The organism is Bordetella parapertussis, from assembly GCF_020735925.1.
Classification (GTDB): domain Bacteria; phylum Pseudomonadota; class Gammaproteobacteria; order Burkholderiales; family Burkholderiaceae_B; genus Bordetella; species Bordetella pertussis.
This window is the reverse complement of sequence record NZ_CP085971.1, coordinates 4,022,657-4,039,273: the sequence shown is the minus strand read 5'-3', so window position 1 is coordinate 4,039,273 and position 16,617 is coordinate 4,022,657. Positions and strand designations below refer to the sequence as shown.

The 16,617-nt window shown below is 69.2% G+C and carries 19 protein-coding genes; 9 read left to right on the top strand and 10 right to left on the bottom strand.

Annotated features, from left to right (window positions below; all coding sequences use genetic code 11):
* The first annotated feature begins 2 nt into the window (after positions 1–2).
* Positions 3–998 carry a sterol desaturase family protein gene (locus LK409_RS19045; RefSeq protein ID WP_010929418.1) on the top strand — a complete coding sequence of 332 codons (996 nt, stop codon included), beginning with the start codon at positions 3–5 and terminating at the stop codon, positions 996–998.
* A gap of 6 nt (positions 999–1,004) precedes the next feature.
* On the opposite strand, the gene LK409_RS19040 is transcribed toward LK409_RS19045, so the two are convergent.
* The 4 genes from LK409_RS19040 to LK409_RS19025 all read right to left on the bottom strand — a co-directional run bounded on the left by LK409_RS19040 (position 1,005) and on the right by LK409_RS19025 (position 5,112).
* The gene (locus LK409_RS19040) at positions 1,005–1,520 is read right to left on the bottom strand and encodes an acyl-CoA thioesterase (protein ID WP_003815410.1); all 516 of its coding nucleotides are present in this window, start codon (positions 1,518–1,520) and stop codon (positions 1,005–1,007) included.
* A 67-nt stretch (positions 1,521–1,587) separates the two neighbouring features.
* The gene (locus LK409_RS19035) at positions 1,588–3,006 is read right to left on the bottom strand and encodes a DUF1254 domain-containing protein (protein WP_010927153.1); all 1,419 of its coding nucleotides are present in this window, start codon (positions 3,004–3,006) and stop codon (positions 1,588–1,590) included.
* Positions 3,007–3,155: 149 nt separating this feature from the next.
* Positions 3,156–4,142, bottom strand: coding sequence for an MBL fold metallo-hydrolase (locus LK409_RS19030; RefSeq protein WP_010929416.1), 987 nt, complete (start codon positions 4,140–4,142; stop codon positions 3,156–3,158).
* Positions 4,143–4,182: 40 nt separating this feature from the next.
* On the bottom strand, positions 4,183–5,112 hold the full coding sequence (locus tag LK409_RS19025) for a LysR substrate-binding domain-containing protein (RefSeq protein ID WP_010929415.1): 930 nt from the start codon (positions 5,110–5,112) through the stop codon (positions 4,183–4,185).
* 129 nt (positions 5,113–5,241) lie between these two features.
* On the opposite strand from LK409_RS19025, the gene LK409_RS19020 reads away from it, so the two are divergent.
* The 4 genes from LK409_RS19020 (at position 5,242) to LK409_RS19005 (ending at position 7,090) form a co-directional block, all read left to right on the top strand.
* Complete coding sequence (locus LK409_RS19020) at positions 5,242–5,508, top strand: DUF2917 domain-containing protein (RefSeq protein ID WP_041937315.1); 267 nt, start codon at positions 5,242–5,244, stop codon at positions 5,506–5,508.
* A complete protein-coding gene (locus LK409_RS19015) occupies positions 5,505–6,104 on the top strand; it encodes a 2-hydroxychromene-2-carboxylate isomerase (RefSeq protein ID WP_010929413.1) in 600 nt (199 codons plus the stop codon). The genes LK409_RS19020 and LK409_RS19015 overlap by 4 nt, the downstream gene beginning before the upstream one ends.
* A 66-nt stretch (positions 6,105–6,170) precedes the next feature.
* Positions 6,171–6,935: an SDR family oxidoreductase gene (locus LK409_RS19010; RefSeq protein ID WP_003815396.1), complete on the top strand. Its 765-nt coding sequence runs from the start codon at positions 6,171–6,173 to the stop codon at positions 6,933–6,935.
* Positions 6,932–7,090, top strand: coding sequence for a hypothetical protein (locus tag LK409_RS19005; RefSeq protein WP_162835032.1), 159 nt, complete (start codon positions 6,932–6,934; stop codon positions 7,088–7,090). The genes LK409_RS19010 and LK409_RS19005 overlap by 4 nt, the downstream gene beginning before the upstream one ends.
* 20 nt (positions 7,091–7,110) lie before the next feature.
* On the opposite strand, the gene trpC is transcribed toward LK409_RS19005, so the two are convergent.
* From trpC to rpe, 6 genes are all read right to left on the bottom strand, one after another.
* Positions 7,111–7,899, bottom strand: coding sequence for an indole-3-glycerol phosphate synthase TrpC (gene trpC / locus LK409_RS19000; RefSeq protein ID WP_003815394.1), 789 nt, complete (start codon positions 7,897–7,899; stop codon positions 7,111–7,113).
* Positions 7,896–8,927, bottom strand: a complete 1,032-nt coding sequence (trpD, locus tag LK409_RS18995) for an anthranilate phosphoribosyltransferase (protein ID WP_003815392.1) — start codon at positions 8,925–8,927, stop codon at positions 7,896–7,898. Before trpD ends, trpC begins: the two co-directional genes overlap by 4 nt.
* 18 nt (positions 8,928–8,945) lie before the next feature.
* Complete coding sequence (locus LK409_RS18990) at positions 8,946–9,509, bottom strand: aminodeoxychorismate/anthranilate synthase component II (RefSeq protein WP_003815390.1); 564 nt, start codon at positions 9,507–9,509, stop codon at positions 8,946–8,948.
* Positions 9,510–9,564: 55 nt separating this feature from the next.
* Entirely contained in the window at positions 9,565–11,085 is a 1,521-nt protein-coding gene (trpE, locus tag LK409_RS18985) for an anthranilate synthase component I (protein WP_041937314.1), read from the bottom strand.
* A gap of 263 nt (positions 11,086–11,348) precedes the next feature.
* Positions 11,349–12,053: a phosphoglycolate phosphatase gene (locus LK409_RS18980; protein ID WP_003815386.1), complete on the bottom strand. Its 705-nt coding sequence runs from the start codon at positions 12,051–12,053 to the stop codon at positions 11,349–11,351.
* A gap of 7 nt (positions 12,054–12,060) precedes the next feature.
* Positions 12,061–12,789 (bottom strand): ribulose-phosphate 3-epimerase, encoded by a 729-nt coding sequence (gene rpe, locus LK409_RS18975; RefSeq protein WP_023852620.1) that lies wholly within the window; start codon positions 12,787–12,789, stop codon positions 12,061–12,063.
* 114 nt (positions 12,790–12,903) lie between these two features.
* On the opposite strand from rpe, the gene apaG reads away from it, so the two are divergent.
* From apaG to dsbC, 4 genes are read left to right on the top strand one after another with little or no spacing between them, the layout of a single operon-like run.
* Positions 12,904–13,278 carry a Co2+/Mg2+ efflux protein ApaG gene (gene apaG / locus LK409_RS18970; RefSeq protein WP_003815381.1) on the top strand — a complete coding sequence of 125 codons (375 nt, stop codon included), beginning with the start codon at positions 12,904–12,906 and terminating at the stop codon, positions 13,276–13,278.
* Between the two features lie 42 nt (positions 13,279–13,320).
* Entirely contained in the window at positions 13,321–14,610 is a 1,290-nt protein-coding gene (gene mltA, locus LK409_RS18965; protein WP_003815379.1) for a murein transglycosylase A, read from the top strand.
* Positions 14,607–15,776: a UbiH/UbiF family hydroxylase gene (locus tag LK409_RS18960; protein WP_003815378.1), complete on the top strand. Its 1,170-nt coding sequence runs from the start codon at positions 14,607–14,609 to the stop codon at positions 15,774–15,776. The genes mltA and LK409_RS18960 overlap by 4 nt, the downstream gene beginning before the upstream one ends.
* The gene (gene dsbC / locus LK409_RS18955) at positions 15,773–16,612 is read left to right on the top strand and encodes a thiol:disulfide interchange protein DsbC (protein ID WP_003815375.1); all 840 of its coding nucleotides are present in this window, start codon (positions 15,773–15,775) and stop codon (positions 16,610–16,612) included. Before LK409_RS18960 ends, dsbC begins: the two co-directional genes overlap by 4 nt.
* The last annotated feature ends 5 nt before the right edge of the window (positions 16,613–16,617 follow it).

Below are 16,617 nucleotides of genomic sequence, written 5' to 3'. Positions count from 1 at the left end.
TCATGGACACCTTGACTCAATGGTTCTCGCAATGCCAGCAATGGCTGTTCGAGGCCCTGGTGCAGCCGGCGCTGTTCCACCTCGGGCTGGCCGGTTTCACCGAGGACGCCTATGACGCGACGATGTGGCTGCTGGTGGGCCTGCTGCAACTGCTGGTGCTGATCGCGGTGTTCGGGCCGCTGCAGCGCTGGCGGCCGGTCGAACCCGTGCGCGACCGCGGCCAGGTGGCGGTGGACGTGCTCTATACCCTGGTGCATCGCCTGGGGCTGTTCCGCCTGGCGCTGTTCTTCACCATCGATCCGCTCTGGGATGCCCTGTTCGGCCAGATGCACACCTGGGGCCTGGCAACCTGGCACCTCGACCAGATATGGCCCGGCGTGACCGACCTGGCCTGGGTCAGCCTGGTCCTGTATCTGCTGGTCTTCGACGCCGTCGACTACGCCTGGCACCGCGCCCAGCATCGCGTGCACTGGCTGTGGGCGCTGCATGCCGTGTACCACAGCCAGCGCCAGATGACGATGTGGAGCGACAACCGCAATCACCTGCTGGACGACTTCCTGCGCGATGCCGTCATCGTGCTGGTGTCGCAGCTGGTCGGCGTGCCGCCGGCGCAGTTCGTGGCGGTGGTGGCGATCATGCAGCTGGCCGAAAGCCTGTCGCACGCCAACGTGCGGCTCAGTTTCGGCGCGCTGGGCCAGCGCCTGCTGGTCGATCCGCGCTTTCATCGCCGGCATCATTCCATCGCGTACGATGCCTCGCAGCCCGGCCCCACCGGCGGCTACAACTTCGCCGCCCTGTTCCCGCTGTGGGACATGCTGTTCGGCACGGCGCGCTTTGACGGCGACTACGGGCCGACGGGCATCCATGACCAGTTGCCGCAGGCCGGCGGGCGCGATTACGGGCGCGGCTTCTGGGCGCAGCAGTGGCTGGGGCTGCGGCGCATGGCCGGACGCGCCGACACGCCGGCGCCCGCCGTGCCGCGCGACGCGCAGGCCTGAGGCGTCCTAGGGCTTGGGGTCCGGATGCGGGTCGTCGTGGGCCTGCTTCTTGATGGCGTGGTGGCGCTTTTCCAGTTCCTGGCGCAGCAGGCGGCGCTGCTTGGCGGCCTCGAAGCGCTGCTTTTCTTCCAGGCTGCGCAGCTCCAGCGACGGCACGGCGGTGGGCTGGCCGTTGTCGTCGACCGCCACCATCGTGAAGTAACAGCTGTTGGTATGGCGCACCAGCTTGCGGCGGATGTCCTCGGTGACCACCTTGATGCCGATTTCCATCGAGGTGCGGCCGGTGTAGTTGACCGAGGCGAGGAAGGTCACCAGTTCGCCGACATGGATGGGCTCGCGAAAGACCACCTGGTCTACCGACAGCGTGACCACATACTGGCCCGCATAGCGGCTCGCACAGGCATAGGCGACCTGGTCCAGGTACTTGAGAATGGTGCCGCCGTGCACATTGCCCGAGAAGTTCGCCATGTCCGGCGTCATCAGGATGGTCATCGACAATTGGTGGCTGAAGGCGTCTTCCATGGCAAGGCCGGGTGTGTTGCAAACGCCTCATTATCTCAGGCCCGGGGCGCCGGCGGTACGGCGGCGGCTAGTCGTCCGCCGCCTCGACGCGGCGCGCCGCGGGCGGCACCCAGCGGCCGGCGAGCACGCTGGCTTGCGGCAGGTAGATGCGCAGGATCACGCCGGGCGCGCCTTCGCCGGTGGGCAGCCAGTTGGCCTGGTCATCGGGGCCAGGCGGATCGCGCTGCAGGTACAGCTCCAGCGATCCGTCCGGGTTGTAGCGCACCGGGTCGCGGTCGCCCAGCGCGTAGCGGTTGAAACCGTTGCCGACCGGGTAGCCCTGGGCGTCGTACGCGTTCAGCGACCACAGCGCGCCGGCGGGCGGCAACTGGTCGGCCTCGAAACGCAGCACGTAGCGCTGCCCGCCTTCGAGCGGGCGGCCGGCGGCGTCGGCCAGCAGCAGCATGGCGGTCACGTCTTCCGGCAGGCTGGCGCCCAGGCGGGCCTGCGTCGTCACGGCACGGCGCAGGTAGGCATTGCCGTAGACGCCGGCGCCGTCGGCATCGGCCTGCCAGCCATTGGCCAGCGATCCCGTCGCCGGCAGGCTGTCGCGCAGGGCCTGGGGGCCGTTGCGCACGGCGTGGCGCAGCGCCTGCTGGACGGTGGTGGGCAGGCGGGCGAAGGCCAGTTGCTGGCCGGGCGCGATCCCCAGGCGGCGCAGCCGCGCCAGCATAGGCTGGTCGGTGGCGTGCGGCGCATGCTTGCGCAGCAGTTCGGCGGCGTAGCCAAAGTAGTCTTCGGCGTTCATGCCTTCCACTTGCTGCTGCGCCGGCGTGAGCGCGTCGAGGTCCGGGTCGGAGCGCAGCCGCACCGACTGGGCCTGCTGGTTCCATTCGGCCAGCGGGGTCAGGATGAAGCCGTCCTGCACGGCGTGCACGCCTGGGTATTCGGACGAGCCTCCAGTCTGCACGTACAGCCGGGCCTGGACCTGCGCGGTGGGGGCGTCGATGCGGTGCATGCCGCGCGGCAGGACGCCCGTCCAGCCCGGCGGCACGATGGCGTGATTGCCGCGCGCCGTGCCGGTGGTGCGCTTGCCCAGCACCGCGAATATGTCGGTCCACATGTCCAGCACGGACAGTGTGTACAGGCGGCCATGGGTCTCGGGCGTCGAGATCACCACCGGGCCGGTCGACAGGTCCAGCCAGGCCGACGAACGCAGCATGTCGAAGTTGGGCCGCGGCAGGCGGCGGAAGTCGGCCTGCGGCAGGCGGCGCTCGTGCGCGAAGGTGTTGGCGGGGGCGTGGCCGGGGCCCTTGCCGCCGGTATCCTGGCGCCGGCTCAGGTCCATCACGACCAGGGGGTAGACGTACACGTAGGCATCGAGCGCGATGCGCTGCGCTTCATCGCTGGCCAGGACGGCGGCGGGCGCGGGCTGGCCGTGCGCCGGCGCGGTGGCCAGCAGGCTGGCGGCCACCAGCAGGGGGGCCAGGAATCGGTTGCGGCGCATGGGGCGCTCCACGAGGGCGGCGCGGCGCCGTACGGTGAGGGCGCGCCGCGCGGACGATGGACAAGGCGGCCATCGTAGCAGCGGCGCGCCGTGGCCCAAGCGCCGAACAGGCGAAGTTCCGGCCGCCTAATCCGCCGCTAGGGCAGGCCTCATGGCCGCGGCGGCGTGCGCAGGGGGCCGTACTCGGCCGGCACCCACGCATAACCCTGGCCATCCACGTTCACGTGGCCCAGGCCCAGAAACGGCATATGGGCGCCGGCCACCCACAGGCGGTCGCGCGCCGCGTCGGCGAAGATCTTCTTGCGCGTGGTCACGGCCTGCGCGCCATCGACGTCGAACTCGATGGCGATTTCCGGACGGGCCAGCTGCACCGCATGGTTGTGCACGATATCGCCCCAGACCAGCAGGCTGTGCTGCGACGATTCGAACAGGTACGAGGTGTGGCCGGGCGTGTGGCCCGGGCTGGGCACGACCTGGATGCCGGCCGGCAGCGCGTCGCCGTTGGCGTAGGTCAGGAAGCGGCCTTCGACCTGGTAGGGCGCCACCGCATCGCGCGCCATCTTGAAGAAAGGCTGCGCATCGGCGGGGGCCTGCGCGGCGGCCGCCGCGCTTAGCCAGAAATCGGCTTCGGCGCGGGCCGCGTACACGTCGGCATTGGGAAACAGCTTGCCGCCCTGGGCGTCGAGCAGGCCGCAGGCATGGTCCGGATGCAGGTGGGTCAGCAGCACCAGGTCGACCTGGTCCGCGCGGTAGCCGGCCGCGCGCAGGTTGGCGTCCAGGCGGCCCAGCGTGGGGCCGAAGCAGGCGCCCGCGCCGGTGTCCACCAGCACCAGCTGCTTGCCGGTATGGACCAGATAGCCGTTGACGGCCGTCTGCATGCCGCTGGCGCGGTACGCGAACATGCTGGCCAGCAGCGTCTGGATATCCTGGGCGCTGGCGCCCTTGAGTATTTTGGGGTCCAGGTCGACATAGCCGTCGTACAGGGCGGTGACGACATAGTCGCCGACCTGCATGCGGTGGAAACCGGGGGCCTGCTCGGTCAGCACCGGGGCGGTGGCGAGGGCGGGCTGTACGCCGGCGGCGGTCAGCGCGGCGGCCAGGGCGAGGCGGCGGAGGAGGCGGACCGGGGTCGACATGGAAATCTCCGGAGAAAGTAGGGCGCGGGCGCCGGGGGTGTCAGGATAGCGCGGATACGGGCAGGTCGCGCGCCGTCTGGCCGGCCTGCTCCCGCAGCCAGCGCGCCACGGTCCCGACATCGGACGAAGGGCGCCGCGTATTGACGACCAGCCAATAGCCCAGCTGGGCCGCGCTGGCCTGCTGGGCGCCCAGCGGCACCAGCCTGCCGTCGGCCAGCATGGGCGCGATCAGCGCCAGCCGGCCCAGCGCGACGCCGTGGCCGGCCAGCGCGGCCTGCACGATCTGGTCGTACTGGTTGAAGTGCAGCATGCCCTTGGGACGCGCCCGCCCCAGGCCCTGCGTGCCCAGCCAATCGGCCCATTGCAGCCATGGCCGGGTGGGATCGTCGAACTCCAGCAGCACCTGGCCGGCCAGCGCCGCGGCATCCAGGCGGGCCACGCCCAGCGCGGGATGGGCAACCGGAACGACGGTCTCGCCGAACATCCAGGCCGCGCCTTCGGGCGCGGCGTCGCGCGGACAGTAGCGGATGGCGATATCGACCTGCTCGCGGTCCAGGTCCAGCACGCGGTTGTCGGCCGCCACCCGCACGTCGATGCTGGGGTGCGCCTCCTGGAACCGGCCCAGCCGCGGCAACAGCCACAGCGACGCCACGCCGATGGTGGACGTCACCGTGACGGGCGTGCGCCGCTCGGGCGCGCGCCATTGCGCGGCCAGCTCGCCCAGTTCGATCAGCCAGCGGTCGGCCATGCGGAACAGCTGCGCGCCTTCGGCGGTGAACGAGACCGAGCGGAACCCGCGCGACAGCAGCGCCACGCCCAGGTGCGCCTCGAGGGCGCGGATCTGGCGGCTGACGGCCGATTGGGTGAGGTGCAGGTCTTGCGCGGCCAGGGTGATGCTCATGCGCCGGCCGACCGCCACGAAGCCGCGCACCAGGTCCAGAGGGGGAAGTTTCGCCAGGGATAATGACATGACTGTAGATCATGCGAAAACCGCGTAGAAGTCGCTTGAGCAATATACCGCGATGGGCGTCCAATAGCATGACGACGGCTGTGTATCTTGTTTTTTTCCAGGCACGCCCGTAGCGATGGCGTATCGGACATGGTTTGCCCCAGCATCGAACTCTCTTGCACCGAAGGAATGTCATTTGCGCTGGGCGCCGGCTCGACTATGCTGTTGAGGCGCGCCGCCGGCCTGCGCATTGCCTGCCTGTCGGGCGCGGTGTGGCTGTCGGAGTACCGTTGCGCGCAGGACAGCATCCTGGCGCCGGGCGCTTCGGTGGTGGTACAGAGCGATCACGACGTCGTACTCAGCGGCCTGCCGTACGGGCAGGTCGCGCTAATTCCTTCCACGGAGCCAGACCGATGAATGCCCCGCCGCCCAACGCATCCCCCGTCGAGATGTGGTTCGACTTCGCCAGCCCCTACAGCTACCTGGCCATGGCCAGGGTAGGCGGGCTGGCGCGCGAGGCGGGCGTGCGCCTGGCGCTGCGGCCTTTCCTGCTGGGGCCCATCTTCCAGGCGCAGGGATGGAACGATTCGCCGTTCCGGCTGTTTCCGGGCAAGGGCGCGTACATGATGCGCGATATCGCCCGCCTGGCCGACAAGTACGGCGTGCCGTACAGCCGCCCGGCGGTATTTCCGCGCATGGGTGTGCTGCCGGCGCGCGTCGCGCTGCTGGGCCAGGGCCAGCACTGGGGCGTCGATTTCTGCCTGAATGTGTTTCGCGCCAATTTCGCCGAGGATCGCGAGATCCAGTCCGAGGACGTGGTGCGCGATCTGCTGCGGGCCCAGGACCTGGATGCCGATGCGCTGATCGCGCAGGCGCGCCAGGAGTCCACCAAGGAGGCGTTGCGCAAGCAGGTCGACCGGGCCCGCGCTCTGGGCATTTTCGGCGCGCCGACCTTCATGGTCGATGGCGAGATGTTCTGGGGCAACGACCGGCTCGAAGACGCGTTGGCCTGAGCCGCCCGCCCGCAGCCGGCCGGGGCCTGATCCCATCCGCTTTTCCTGCCGACGGAGAACCCTCGCATGATCGACCACTTGTCTCCCAACAAAGTCATGATCGTCACGGGCGCGGCGCGCGGCATCGGCGCCGCCGTGGCGCTGCTGGCGGCGCGCCGCGGCTACGCCGTCTGCGTCAACTACCGGTCGCGCGGCGACGCCGCCGAGCAGGTGGTGCAGGCCATCCGCGACGAAGGCGGACGAGCCCTGGCCGTGGCCGCCGACGTGGCCGACGAGGCCCAGGTCGTGCGGATGTTCGAAACCGTCGACCGCGAGCTGGGCCGGGTCGACGCGCTGGTCAACAATGCCGGCATCCTCGAGGCGCAGATGCGCGTCGAGGAGATGGACGCGGCCCGCATCACTCGCATACTCGCCACCAACGTGGTGGGCGCCTTCGTCTGTTGCCGCGAAGCCGTGCGCCGCATGGCGCCGCGCCATGGCGGACGCGGCGGCGCCATCGTCAACGTGTCTTCGGTGGCCGCGCGGCTGGGCTCGCCGGGCGAGTATGTCGATTACGCCGCCTCCAAGGGCGCGCTGGATACGCTGACCATCGGCCTGTCGCGCGAGGTGGCCGCCGACGAGATCCGCGTCAACGCGGTGCGTCCGGGCACCATCTACACCGATATGCACGCCAGCGGCGGCGAGCCGGGGCGCGTCGACCGGCTCAAGGACGGCATTCCGTTGCGGCGCGGCGGCACCGTGCAGGAAGTGGCCGGCGCGGTGATGTGGTTTTTTTCCGATGAGGCCGGCTACACGACCGGGTCGTTCATCGAGGTTTCAGGCGGCAAATGAAAAACAGCAGCAGCGCCCAGCGCGGCGCGCCCATGCCGGGCGGCCGTTCGCAAGTGCAGTTTCGCGCCGCGCGCATCCGGCGCGTCGCGTTTCACTGGCATCGCAAGGAAGAAGCGGGCGGCGCGCCGGCGCCGGCGCGCGGCAGCGGCCGCTGAGGCCGGGTTGGCGCGGCGGCTCAGGCCACCAGCCGCGCCAGTTCGACGCCCGGGTCGTTGGCGCGCATGAAGGCCTCGCCGACGAGGAAGGCCTGTACGTCGTGCTCGCGCATCAGCCTGACATCCTCGGGCTTGAGGATGCCGCTTTCGGTGACCACGCGCTTGCCGGCCGGAATCATCGGCAGCAGGTCCAGCGTCGTCTGCAGGGTGGTCTCGAAGGTGCGCAGGTTGCGGTTGTTGATGCCGATGAGCGGGGTGCGCAGCGCCAGCGCGGCGTCTAGCTCCTTGGCGTCGTGCACTTCCACCAGCACGTCCATGCCCAGGTCGATGGCCAGGGTTTCCAGATCGCGCAGCTGCGCCGGCGCCAGCGCCGCGACGATGAGCAGGACGCAGTCCGCGCCCATGGCGCGCGCCGAAATGATCTGGTAAGGATCGATGATGAAGTCCTTGCGCAGCACGGGCAGCGAGCAGGCCGCGCGCGCACGGCGCAGGTTGTCGTGCGAGCCCTGGAAGAACTGCACGTCGGTCAGCACCGACAGGCAGGCCGCGCCATGCATGGCATAGGACGCCGCGATCTCGGCCGGGTCGAAGTTTTCGCGCAGTACGCCCTTGGAAGGCGAGGCTTTCTTGATTTCCGCGATGACGCCCGCCTTGCCCTGGCTGATCTTGTCCTCGATGGCCTGGGCAAAGCCGCGTACATCCTGGCGCGCCTGGGCTTCGCGCAGCAATTCGGCCTCGCTGCGCATCTGCCGTGCGGTAGCCACTTCCTCGGCCTTGACGGCGAGGATTTTCGCAAGAATATCGTTCATTTCTGGAATTTCCGGGTATATGCGCAGAATTCTTCCAGCTTGGCGCGGGCCGAGCCGTTAGAAATCGTTTCAAATGCCAGGGCCAACGCTTCGGGGATGGAATCCGCCTTGTTGCCGGCGTAGATGGCCAGGCCCGCATTCAGGGCCACGATGTCGCGGGCCACGCCATCGACATTATCCAACGCTTCGATGACAAGTGCGCGAGACTCCTCGCGATTGGACACCTTGATGCCGCGGTTGGACATCATGGATAGCCCGTAATCCTCTGGATGGATCTCATACTCGCGTACGACCCCATCTTTGAGTTCGCCCACCATGGTCGCCGCGCCGAGCGAGGCTTCGTCCATGCCGTCCTTGCCGTGCACCACCAGCACGTGGCGCGAACCCAGGCGCTCCAGCACGCGCACCTGGATGCCCACCAGGTCCGGGTGGAACACGCCCATCAGCTGGTTGGCGGCGCCGGCGGGGTTGGTCAGCGGCCCCAGGATGTTGAAGATGGTGCGCACCCCCAATTCCTTGCGCACCGCGGCAACGTTCTTCATGGCCCCATGGTGGGCCGGCGCGAACATGAAGCCGATGCCGGTGGCGGCCACGCACTCGGCCACTTCCTCGGGCGTGAGCTGCAGGTTCGCGCCCAGGGCTTCCAGCACGTCGGCGCTGCCCGACGACGAGGACGCGCTGCGGTTGCCATGCTTGGCGATCGGCACGCCGGCCGCGGCGGCCACGAACATGGCGGTGGTGGAGATGTTGAAGGTATGGCTGCCGTCGCCGCCCGTGCCGCACATGTCCAGCAGGTCCTGCGGGTTGGGCGTGACGACGGGGGTGGCGAATTCGCGCATCACCTGCGCGGCGGCGGTGATCTCGCCCACGGTTTCCTTCTTGACGCGCAGTCCCATCAGCAGCGCGCTGGCGATCTGCGGCGACAGCTCGCCGCGCATCAGCAGGCGCATCAGGTGCAGCATTTCGTCGTGGAAGATCTCGCGGTGTTCGATGCAGCGGGTCAGTGCTTCGGCGGCGGCAATGGTCATGGCGATGCTCCTAGGGGTTCAGCGGGTCAGGAAGTTGCGCATCAGCGCATGGCCGTGCTCGCTCAGCACGGACTCGGGATGGAACTGTACTCCGTACAGCGGCAGGGTCTTGTGGCGCACGCCCATGATGTCGCCGTCGGGCGCGGTCGCGGTCACTTCCAGGCAGTCCGGTAGGGTGGCCGGGTCTATGGTCAGCGAGTTGTAGCGGATGACGGTGCAGGGCGAGGGCAGTCCGGTGAAGATGTCCGTGCCCGTATGCGTGATGGCGATGGTCTTGCCGTGCATGATCTGCTGCGCCCGCACGATGTCGCCGCCATAGGCCGCGCCGATGGCCTGGTGGCCCAGGCACACGCCCAGGATGGGCAGCTTGCCGGCGAAGGCCTGGATCACCGGCACCGAGATGCCCGCCTCGGCCGGCGAGCAGGGGCCGGGCGAGACGCAGATGCGGTCCGGCCGCATCGCGGCGATTTCGTCCAGCGTGATCTGGTCGTTGCGCGCCACGCGCACTTCTTCGCCCAGTTCGCCGAAATATTGCACCAGGTTGTAGGTGAAGGAATCGTAGTTGTCGATCATCAATAGCATGTTCGGTTCTCCGGCCGGGCGCGCGGCCCGGCGTAGGTCTGCGCAATGGGGGGGCTCAGATGGGTTCGTCCAGGCCGTGCTGGACCTGCTCGGCCGCGCGCAGCACGGCGCGCGCCTTGGCCTCGGTCTCGGCCCATTCGGCTTCGGGGCTGGAGTCGGCCACGATACCCGCGGCGGCCTGCACGTACAGCGCGCCGTTCTTGATCACCCCGGTGCGGATCGCGATGGCCACGTCCATTTCGCCGCCGTAGCTCAGGTAGCCGGCGGCGCCGCCGTAGATGCCGCGGCGCACCGGTTCGAGTTCGTCGATGATTTCCATGGCCCGTACCTTGGGGGCGCCGGTCAGCGTGCCGGCCGGGAAGGCGGCGCGCAGCACATCCATGCTGCTCATGCCGGGCAGCAGCTTGCCTGCCACGTTGGAGACCAGGTGCATGACATGCGAGTAGCGCTCGATGACCATGGTGTCGCTGACGCGCACCGAGCCGATTTCCGCCACCCGGCCTACGTCGTTGCGCGCCAGGTCGATCAGCATCACGTGTTCGGCGCGCTCCTTGGGGTCGGCCTGCAGTTCGGCGGCCAGCGCCAGGTCTTCTTCCGGCGTGCCGCCGCGCTTGCGGGTGCCGGCCAGCGGCCGGATGGTGATCTGCGAGCGGGTTTCGCCCTGGTCGTCGATCTGCTCCTGGCGCACCAGGATTTCCGGCGAGGCGCCGACCACCTGGAAATCGCCGAAGTTCCAGAAATACATATAGGGCGAGGGGTTCAGCGAACGCAGCGCGCGGTACAGCGACAGCGGCGCGTCGCGAAACGGCTTGGCGATGACCTGGCCGACCTGCACCTGCATGACGTCGCCGGCGGCGATGTATTCCTTGGCGCGCGCCACCGCGGCCAGGTAGTCGGCCTTCTGGAAGTCGCGCCGCTCTTCGGTCTGCATGCTGGCGTGGCTGTACGGGATCTCGACCGGGCGGCGCAGCCGCGCGCGCAACTCCAGCAGGCGCTGCTGGGCGCGGCTGTAGGCTTCGGGCTGGGCCGGGTCGGCATACACCATCAGGTAGGTGCGGCCGGCCAGGTTGTCGACGATGACCAGTTCGTCGACGTGCAGCAGCATGATGTCGGGCGTGCCTTCTTCCATGCCGTCGGGAAACGGCTTGACCGCCGGGCCCAGGCGCTGTTCGATGTGGCGCACGGTGTCGTAACCGAAGTACCCGGCCAGGCCGCCGCAAAAGCGCGGCATGCCGGGGCGCAGCGCCACCTTGAAGCGGGCCTGGTACGACTCGATGAACGCCAGCGGGTCGCCTTCGTGGGTTTCGGCGACGTGGCCGTCCTGCAGCACTTCGGTGGTCGAGCCGCTGGCGCGGATGACGGTGCGCGCCGGCAGGCCGATGAACGAGTAGCGGCCAAAGCGCTCGCCGCCCACCACCGACTCCATCAGGCAGCTCATGCGGCCGCCTTGCGGGCCGCTGTGGGCCAGCTTGAGGTAGATCGCCAGCGGCGTGTCGAGGTCGGCGTAGGTTTCCGCGACCAGGGGAATGCGGTTGTAGCCTTGGGCGGCCAGCGCTTTGAATTCAAGTTCAGTCATGTCGGGTCTCGTACGGCGTTTTTCTGGTACGGACCGGGCATGCAGCAAAAAGCCCGGTCCAGTTACGGGTTCCGGGCTTGGCGCTGCACTTCACAGCTTCGGCTCTAGGCGACAGATACGTCCAGGGCCGGGAAGGGAATCATCGCCACCCGGAAGACAAACGCCACCAACGCCACGAGGCGTTGCGCATTTGGTTCGAGGGACGAGCGTTCATGTAGCTGGCAGTGTCTGGTTGGGTGACGACGGGCGTACCGGGCGGGCTTTCAGGCCGCGGTGGTGCGCTGCGGCTTGGCGTTGCGCTGGGAAATCCAGTGGGCCGCATCGACAAGCGTGTCAACTATACCATCGACATCCAGGGAACGCACGTCCATTCCTTCGTTGTAGCCGTAGGGCACCGCCAGCACCGCGGTGCCGGCCCTGCGGCCGGCCAGGGCGTCGTTGACCGAATCGCCGATGGTGACCGCCTGGGCCGGCGCGACGCCGAGCCGGTCGCAGGCATGCAGCACCTGGTCGGGGTCGGGCTTGCGCCGCGCGCAGGTGTCGCCGCACACCACCAGGCGGAAAAACCCCGCCAGGCCGGTGCGCTCGAGCAGCGGCAGGGTGAACTCGGTCGGCTTGTTGGTGACCACCGCCAGCGGCAGGCCCTGTTCGCGCATCGCCGCCAGGCCGGCCTTCACCCCGTCGAACACGGTGGCGTGCGCGCCATTGACCGCGTGGTAGTGCTTGAAGAACGACAGGCGTCCGCGTGCGAACAGCGCTTCGTCGGGCGCTGCGCCGTCCAGGCTGCCGGCCAGGGCGCGGCGCACCAGATTGTCCACGCCCTTGCCGACGAAAGTCGCGACCAGCGCTTCGGGCAACTGGGCCATGCCCAGGTCGCGGCGCATGGCATTGGCGGCGATGGCCAGGTCGGGCACCGAATCGAGCAGGGTGCCGTCGAGGTCGAGCAGTACGGCGTTGATGGTCTGCATGGCGGCCTCACACAGCGATGGTTTCGCCGCGCGCGATCTCGGCGCGCAGCTGGCCGATGACCTGGGCGTAGTCGGGCTTGCCGAAAATGGCCGAGCCCGCCACGAAGGTGTCCGCGCCGGCGGCGCGGATCTCGGCGATATTGTCGACCTTGACCCCGCCGTCCACCTCCAGCAGGATGGGCTGGCCGCCGGCCGCGCGCCAGCGGTCGATGCGGGCGCGCGCATCGCGCAGCTTGGCCAGCGTGGCCGGAATGAACGCCTGCCCGCCGAAGCCGGGGTTCACCGACATCAGCAGCACCACGTCCAGCTTGTCCATCACATAGTCCATGTAGTGCAGCGGCGTGGCCGGGTTGAACACCAGGCCGGCCTTGCAGCCGTGGTCGCGGATCAGCGCCAGCGTGCGGTCGACGTGGCGCGAGGCTTCCGGATGGAAAGTGATGACGTTCGCGCCGGCCTTGGCGAATTGCGGCACGATTTCGTCGACCGGCTCGACCATCAGGTGCACGTCGATCGGCACCTGTACATGGGGACGGATCGCGGCACAGACCATCGGTCCGATGGTCAGGTTGGGCACGTAATGGTTGTCCATCACGTCGAAGTGAATCCAGTCGGCGCCCGCGGCGACGACGTTGCGCACCTCTTCGCCCAGGCGGGCGAAGTCGGCGGATAGAATGCTGGGGGCGATGCGGGTGGAGGCCGGCTGGGTGGACATGGTGTTCGCGATTTCCGGGGGCATAATGTGCAATTATTGCAGCTTGGCGCGGCGAACCGGTTTTTTCGGCGCCGGCCAGCCGCGTCAACCTCGTGCGCGCCTGCGGGCGCCTTCCATGTGTCGAACCGGGAAAGGCCTGTGAAACCCTATGATCTGACCGTATCCGTGACCCCGCGTTATGTGCCGGAGCAGTCCGATCCCAGTCAGCAGCAATACGTGTTTGCCTACACGGTGCGCATCACCAATACCGGTTCGCACCCGGCTCAGGTCATCAGCCGCCACTGGATCATCACCGACGGCGAGGAGCGCGTGCAGGAAGTGCGCGGCCTTGGCGTGGTGGGCCAGCAACCGCTGCTGGCGCCGGGCGAGACCTTCGAATACACCAGCGGCTGTCCGCTTCCGACCCCCATCGGCACGATGCGGGGTACCTACCATTGCGTCGGCGAAAACGGCATTCCGTTCGAGGTGCCGATCGCGGAGTTCCTGCTGGCCATGCCGCGTACACTGCACTGAGCCGGGCTCCTCCCGGCACGGTGATTTTCCGATCCGCATTCCATGAAGCGACTTCTCTGTCTGTCCCTGCTGTCCGTATTGCTGGCGGCGTGCACGACCCCATCGCAGATTCCGCCCGAGACGGCGCCCGGCGGCGTGCCGCCGGCGGCCGAAGGCCCGCTGGTCGTGCCGCCGCTGTCGGCGCTGTCCGACACCCCGCCGCGCGCGCTGGCCGGGCGCTACCAGCGCGTTGCCTGGACCGAGCTGCCCAACTGGGAGAGCGACGACCTGTCGCGCTGGTGGCCGCTGTTCCTGCGCAATTGCAAAGGCCTGATGCGGCCGACCAGCGGTAACCTGGCGGCGCCGGCACGCGCCACGCCGCGCGCCTGGCAGCCCGTGTGCGCGGCGGCGGTCGACCCGTCCAAGGCGCCGGCCGCCGGCGACAGCGCGGCGGTGCGGCGCTTCCTGCAAACCTGGCTGCAGCCCTGGCGCATCGCCGGCGCCGACGGCCGTCCCGCCACCAATACCGTCACCGGCTACTACGAGCCGCTGGTGCGCGGCTCGCGCCGCCAGGGCGGCCGCTACCAGTGGCCGCTGTATGCCGTGCCGGCCGACCTGCTCGTCGTCGACCTGGGCTCGGTCTATCCCGACCTGACCGGCAAGCGCGTGCGCGGCCGGCTCGACGGCCGCCGGGTCGTGCCCTACGACACGCGCGCCGCGATCGAGGCGGGCGACCGCAAGCCGCCGGCCATCGTCTGGGTGGACGATCCGGTCGACAATTTCTTCCTGCAGGTCCAGGGTTCGGGCCGGGTGCAGCTGACCGATGGCCCCGACCGCGGCACCACGATCCGCGTCGCGTACGCCGACCATAACGGCCAGCCCTATGCCTCCATCGGCCGCTGGCTCATCGACAAGGGCGAGCTGCGCGCCGACCAGGCATCGATGCAGAACATCCGCGCCTGGGCGCAACGCAATCCCTCGCGCGTGCAGGAAATGCTCAACGCCAACCCGGCGGTGGTTTTCTTCCGCGAAGAGGCGGTGGTCGATCCCGAGCAAGGGCCCAAGGGGGCCTATGGCATCCCGTTGGCGCCGCAGCGCTCGATCGCGGTCGACGCCGGTTTCGTGCCGTTGGGCACGCCGGTCTACCTGTCGACCACGCTGCCGGCCTCCGACCGGCCCCTGCAGCGCACCGTGTTCGCGCAGGACACCGGCACGGCCATTCGCGGCGCGGCGCGCGCCGACTTCTATTGGGGCTACGGCGAGGAAGCCGGCCAGCAGGCCGGGCGCATGAAGCAGCGCGGCCAGATGTGGCTGCTGTGGCCCAAGCAGGCCGGGGAGCCGTCGGCGCGATGAAACCCCAGATCGTGATTTGCGGCGCCGGCATCGTCGGCCTGGCCAGCGCCTTGGCGCTGGCGCGCCGCGGGCAACGGGTGGCGGTGCTGGCGCCGCGCGCGCCGGTGCCGGCGGCCGAGCCCGATCGCTATCATCCGCGCGTCTATGCGATTTCGCCCGCCAGCCAGCAATTCCTGGCCGGGCTGGGCGTGTGGGACGCCATGCCGGCGGCCCGCCTGACGCCGGTGCAGGCCATGGAAATCCATGGCGACGGCGACGGCCTGGTACGCCTGAACGCCTGGCAGGCGGCGCAGCCGCAATTGGCCTGGATCGTCGAATCCGGCGAGATCGAACGGGTGCTGATGCAGGCGGTGCAGATGTTCGGCATCCCCTGGATCGCCGAGCGCTGCGTCGGCTGGCGTGCCGGCGAGGTCGAGACCGATGGCGGCCAGCGCCTGCGCGCCGAGCTGTTCGTCGGCGCCGACGGCGCCGCCTCGCCGCTGCGCAAGGCCGCCGGCCTGCGCCACGACGCCACCCCGTATGACGACACCGGCCTGGTGACGCACCTGGACGCCGAGCGCGCCCACCACGGCACGGCGTTCCAATGGTTTCGCGACGACGGCGTGCTGGCCTTGCTGCCCATGCCGGATACCGCCGACGGGCCGCAGGTTTCCATGGTGTGGTCGATGCGCACCCCGCAGGCGCAGGCCTTGCAGGCCATGGAGCCGGCCGTCCGCGCGGCCGAGCTGGAGCGCCTGCTGGCTTGCGCCTCGCAGGGGCGGCTGGGGCGGCTGCGCGTACGCAGCCCGGTGCTGGGTTTCCCGCTCACGCTGGAGCGCGCCCAGATGGTGGCGCCGGGCATCGCGCTGGCCGGCGACGCCGCGCACCGGCTGCACCCGCTGGCTGGCCAGGGACTGAACCTGGGCCTGGGCGACGTCGAGGCGCTGGCCCGCGCGGTCGGCGACCGGGAACCCTTTCGCGGTCCCGGCGATCTACGGGTATTGCGGCGCTACCAGCGCGCCCGCGCCGAGCCCGTGCTGGCCATGCGCATGGCCACCGACGGCCTGCATCGCCTGTTCGGGGCGCGCGGCGCGCCGCTGGCCTGGCTGCGCAACGCGGGCATGCAATGGGTGGATGCCGTGCCGTTCATCAAGCGGCAACTCATCGAAGGGGCCTCGCGCAATTGAGCGGGCCGCCGTTTTCAGGAGCAGGTATGAATTTCCGGATCACAGTCTGGTGCGCCGCCGCCGCGGTGTGGAGCTCGGGCGCCCTGGCGCAGGATGGTGCCGGCCAGGCCGCCCCGGGCACGCCGGACAAGGTCTACTCGACCACCGGGACCGCGCCCGCCAAGCCGGGCGACAAGGTGTATTCCACCCGTTCGGCGCAGGCGCCCGATCCGCAGGCCGACGCGGTCAAGGAGCGGTTCGCGCAGCGCTTCGAGGGGTTCGACGTGACGGCGGTGCGACGCACCCCGTACGGACTGTTCGAAGTGCAGATCGGAACGGATCTGCTGTACACCGATGAAAAGGTCACCTGGGTCATGGAAGGGCCGCTCATCGACGCCCTGACCCGGCGCGATGTCACGCGCGAGCGCCAGGAAAAACTGTCCAGCGTCCCGTTCGACGAGTTGCCGCTGGACCTGGCGGTCAAGCAGGTCAAGGGCGATGGTTCGCGCGTGATGGCCGTATTCGAGGATCCGAACTGCGGCTATTGCAAGCAACTGCACCGCACGCTGGAGGACATGGACAACATCACGGTCTACACCTTCCTGTATCCGATCCTCTCGCCGGACTCGACGACTAAGGTGCGCGACATCTGGTGCGCCTCGGATCCCGCCAAGGTCTGGAAAGACTGGATGGTGCGCGGCCAGCGTCCGCCCACCGCCGAGTGCGATGCGCCGGTCGAGCAATGGCTGGCGCTGGGCCGCCAGTTGATGGTGCGCGGCACGCCCGCGATTTTCTTCAAGAGCGGCGGCCGCGTCAGCGGCGCGCTGCCGCGCGACGAACTCGAAGCGCGTCTGTAGCCCGC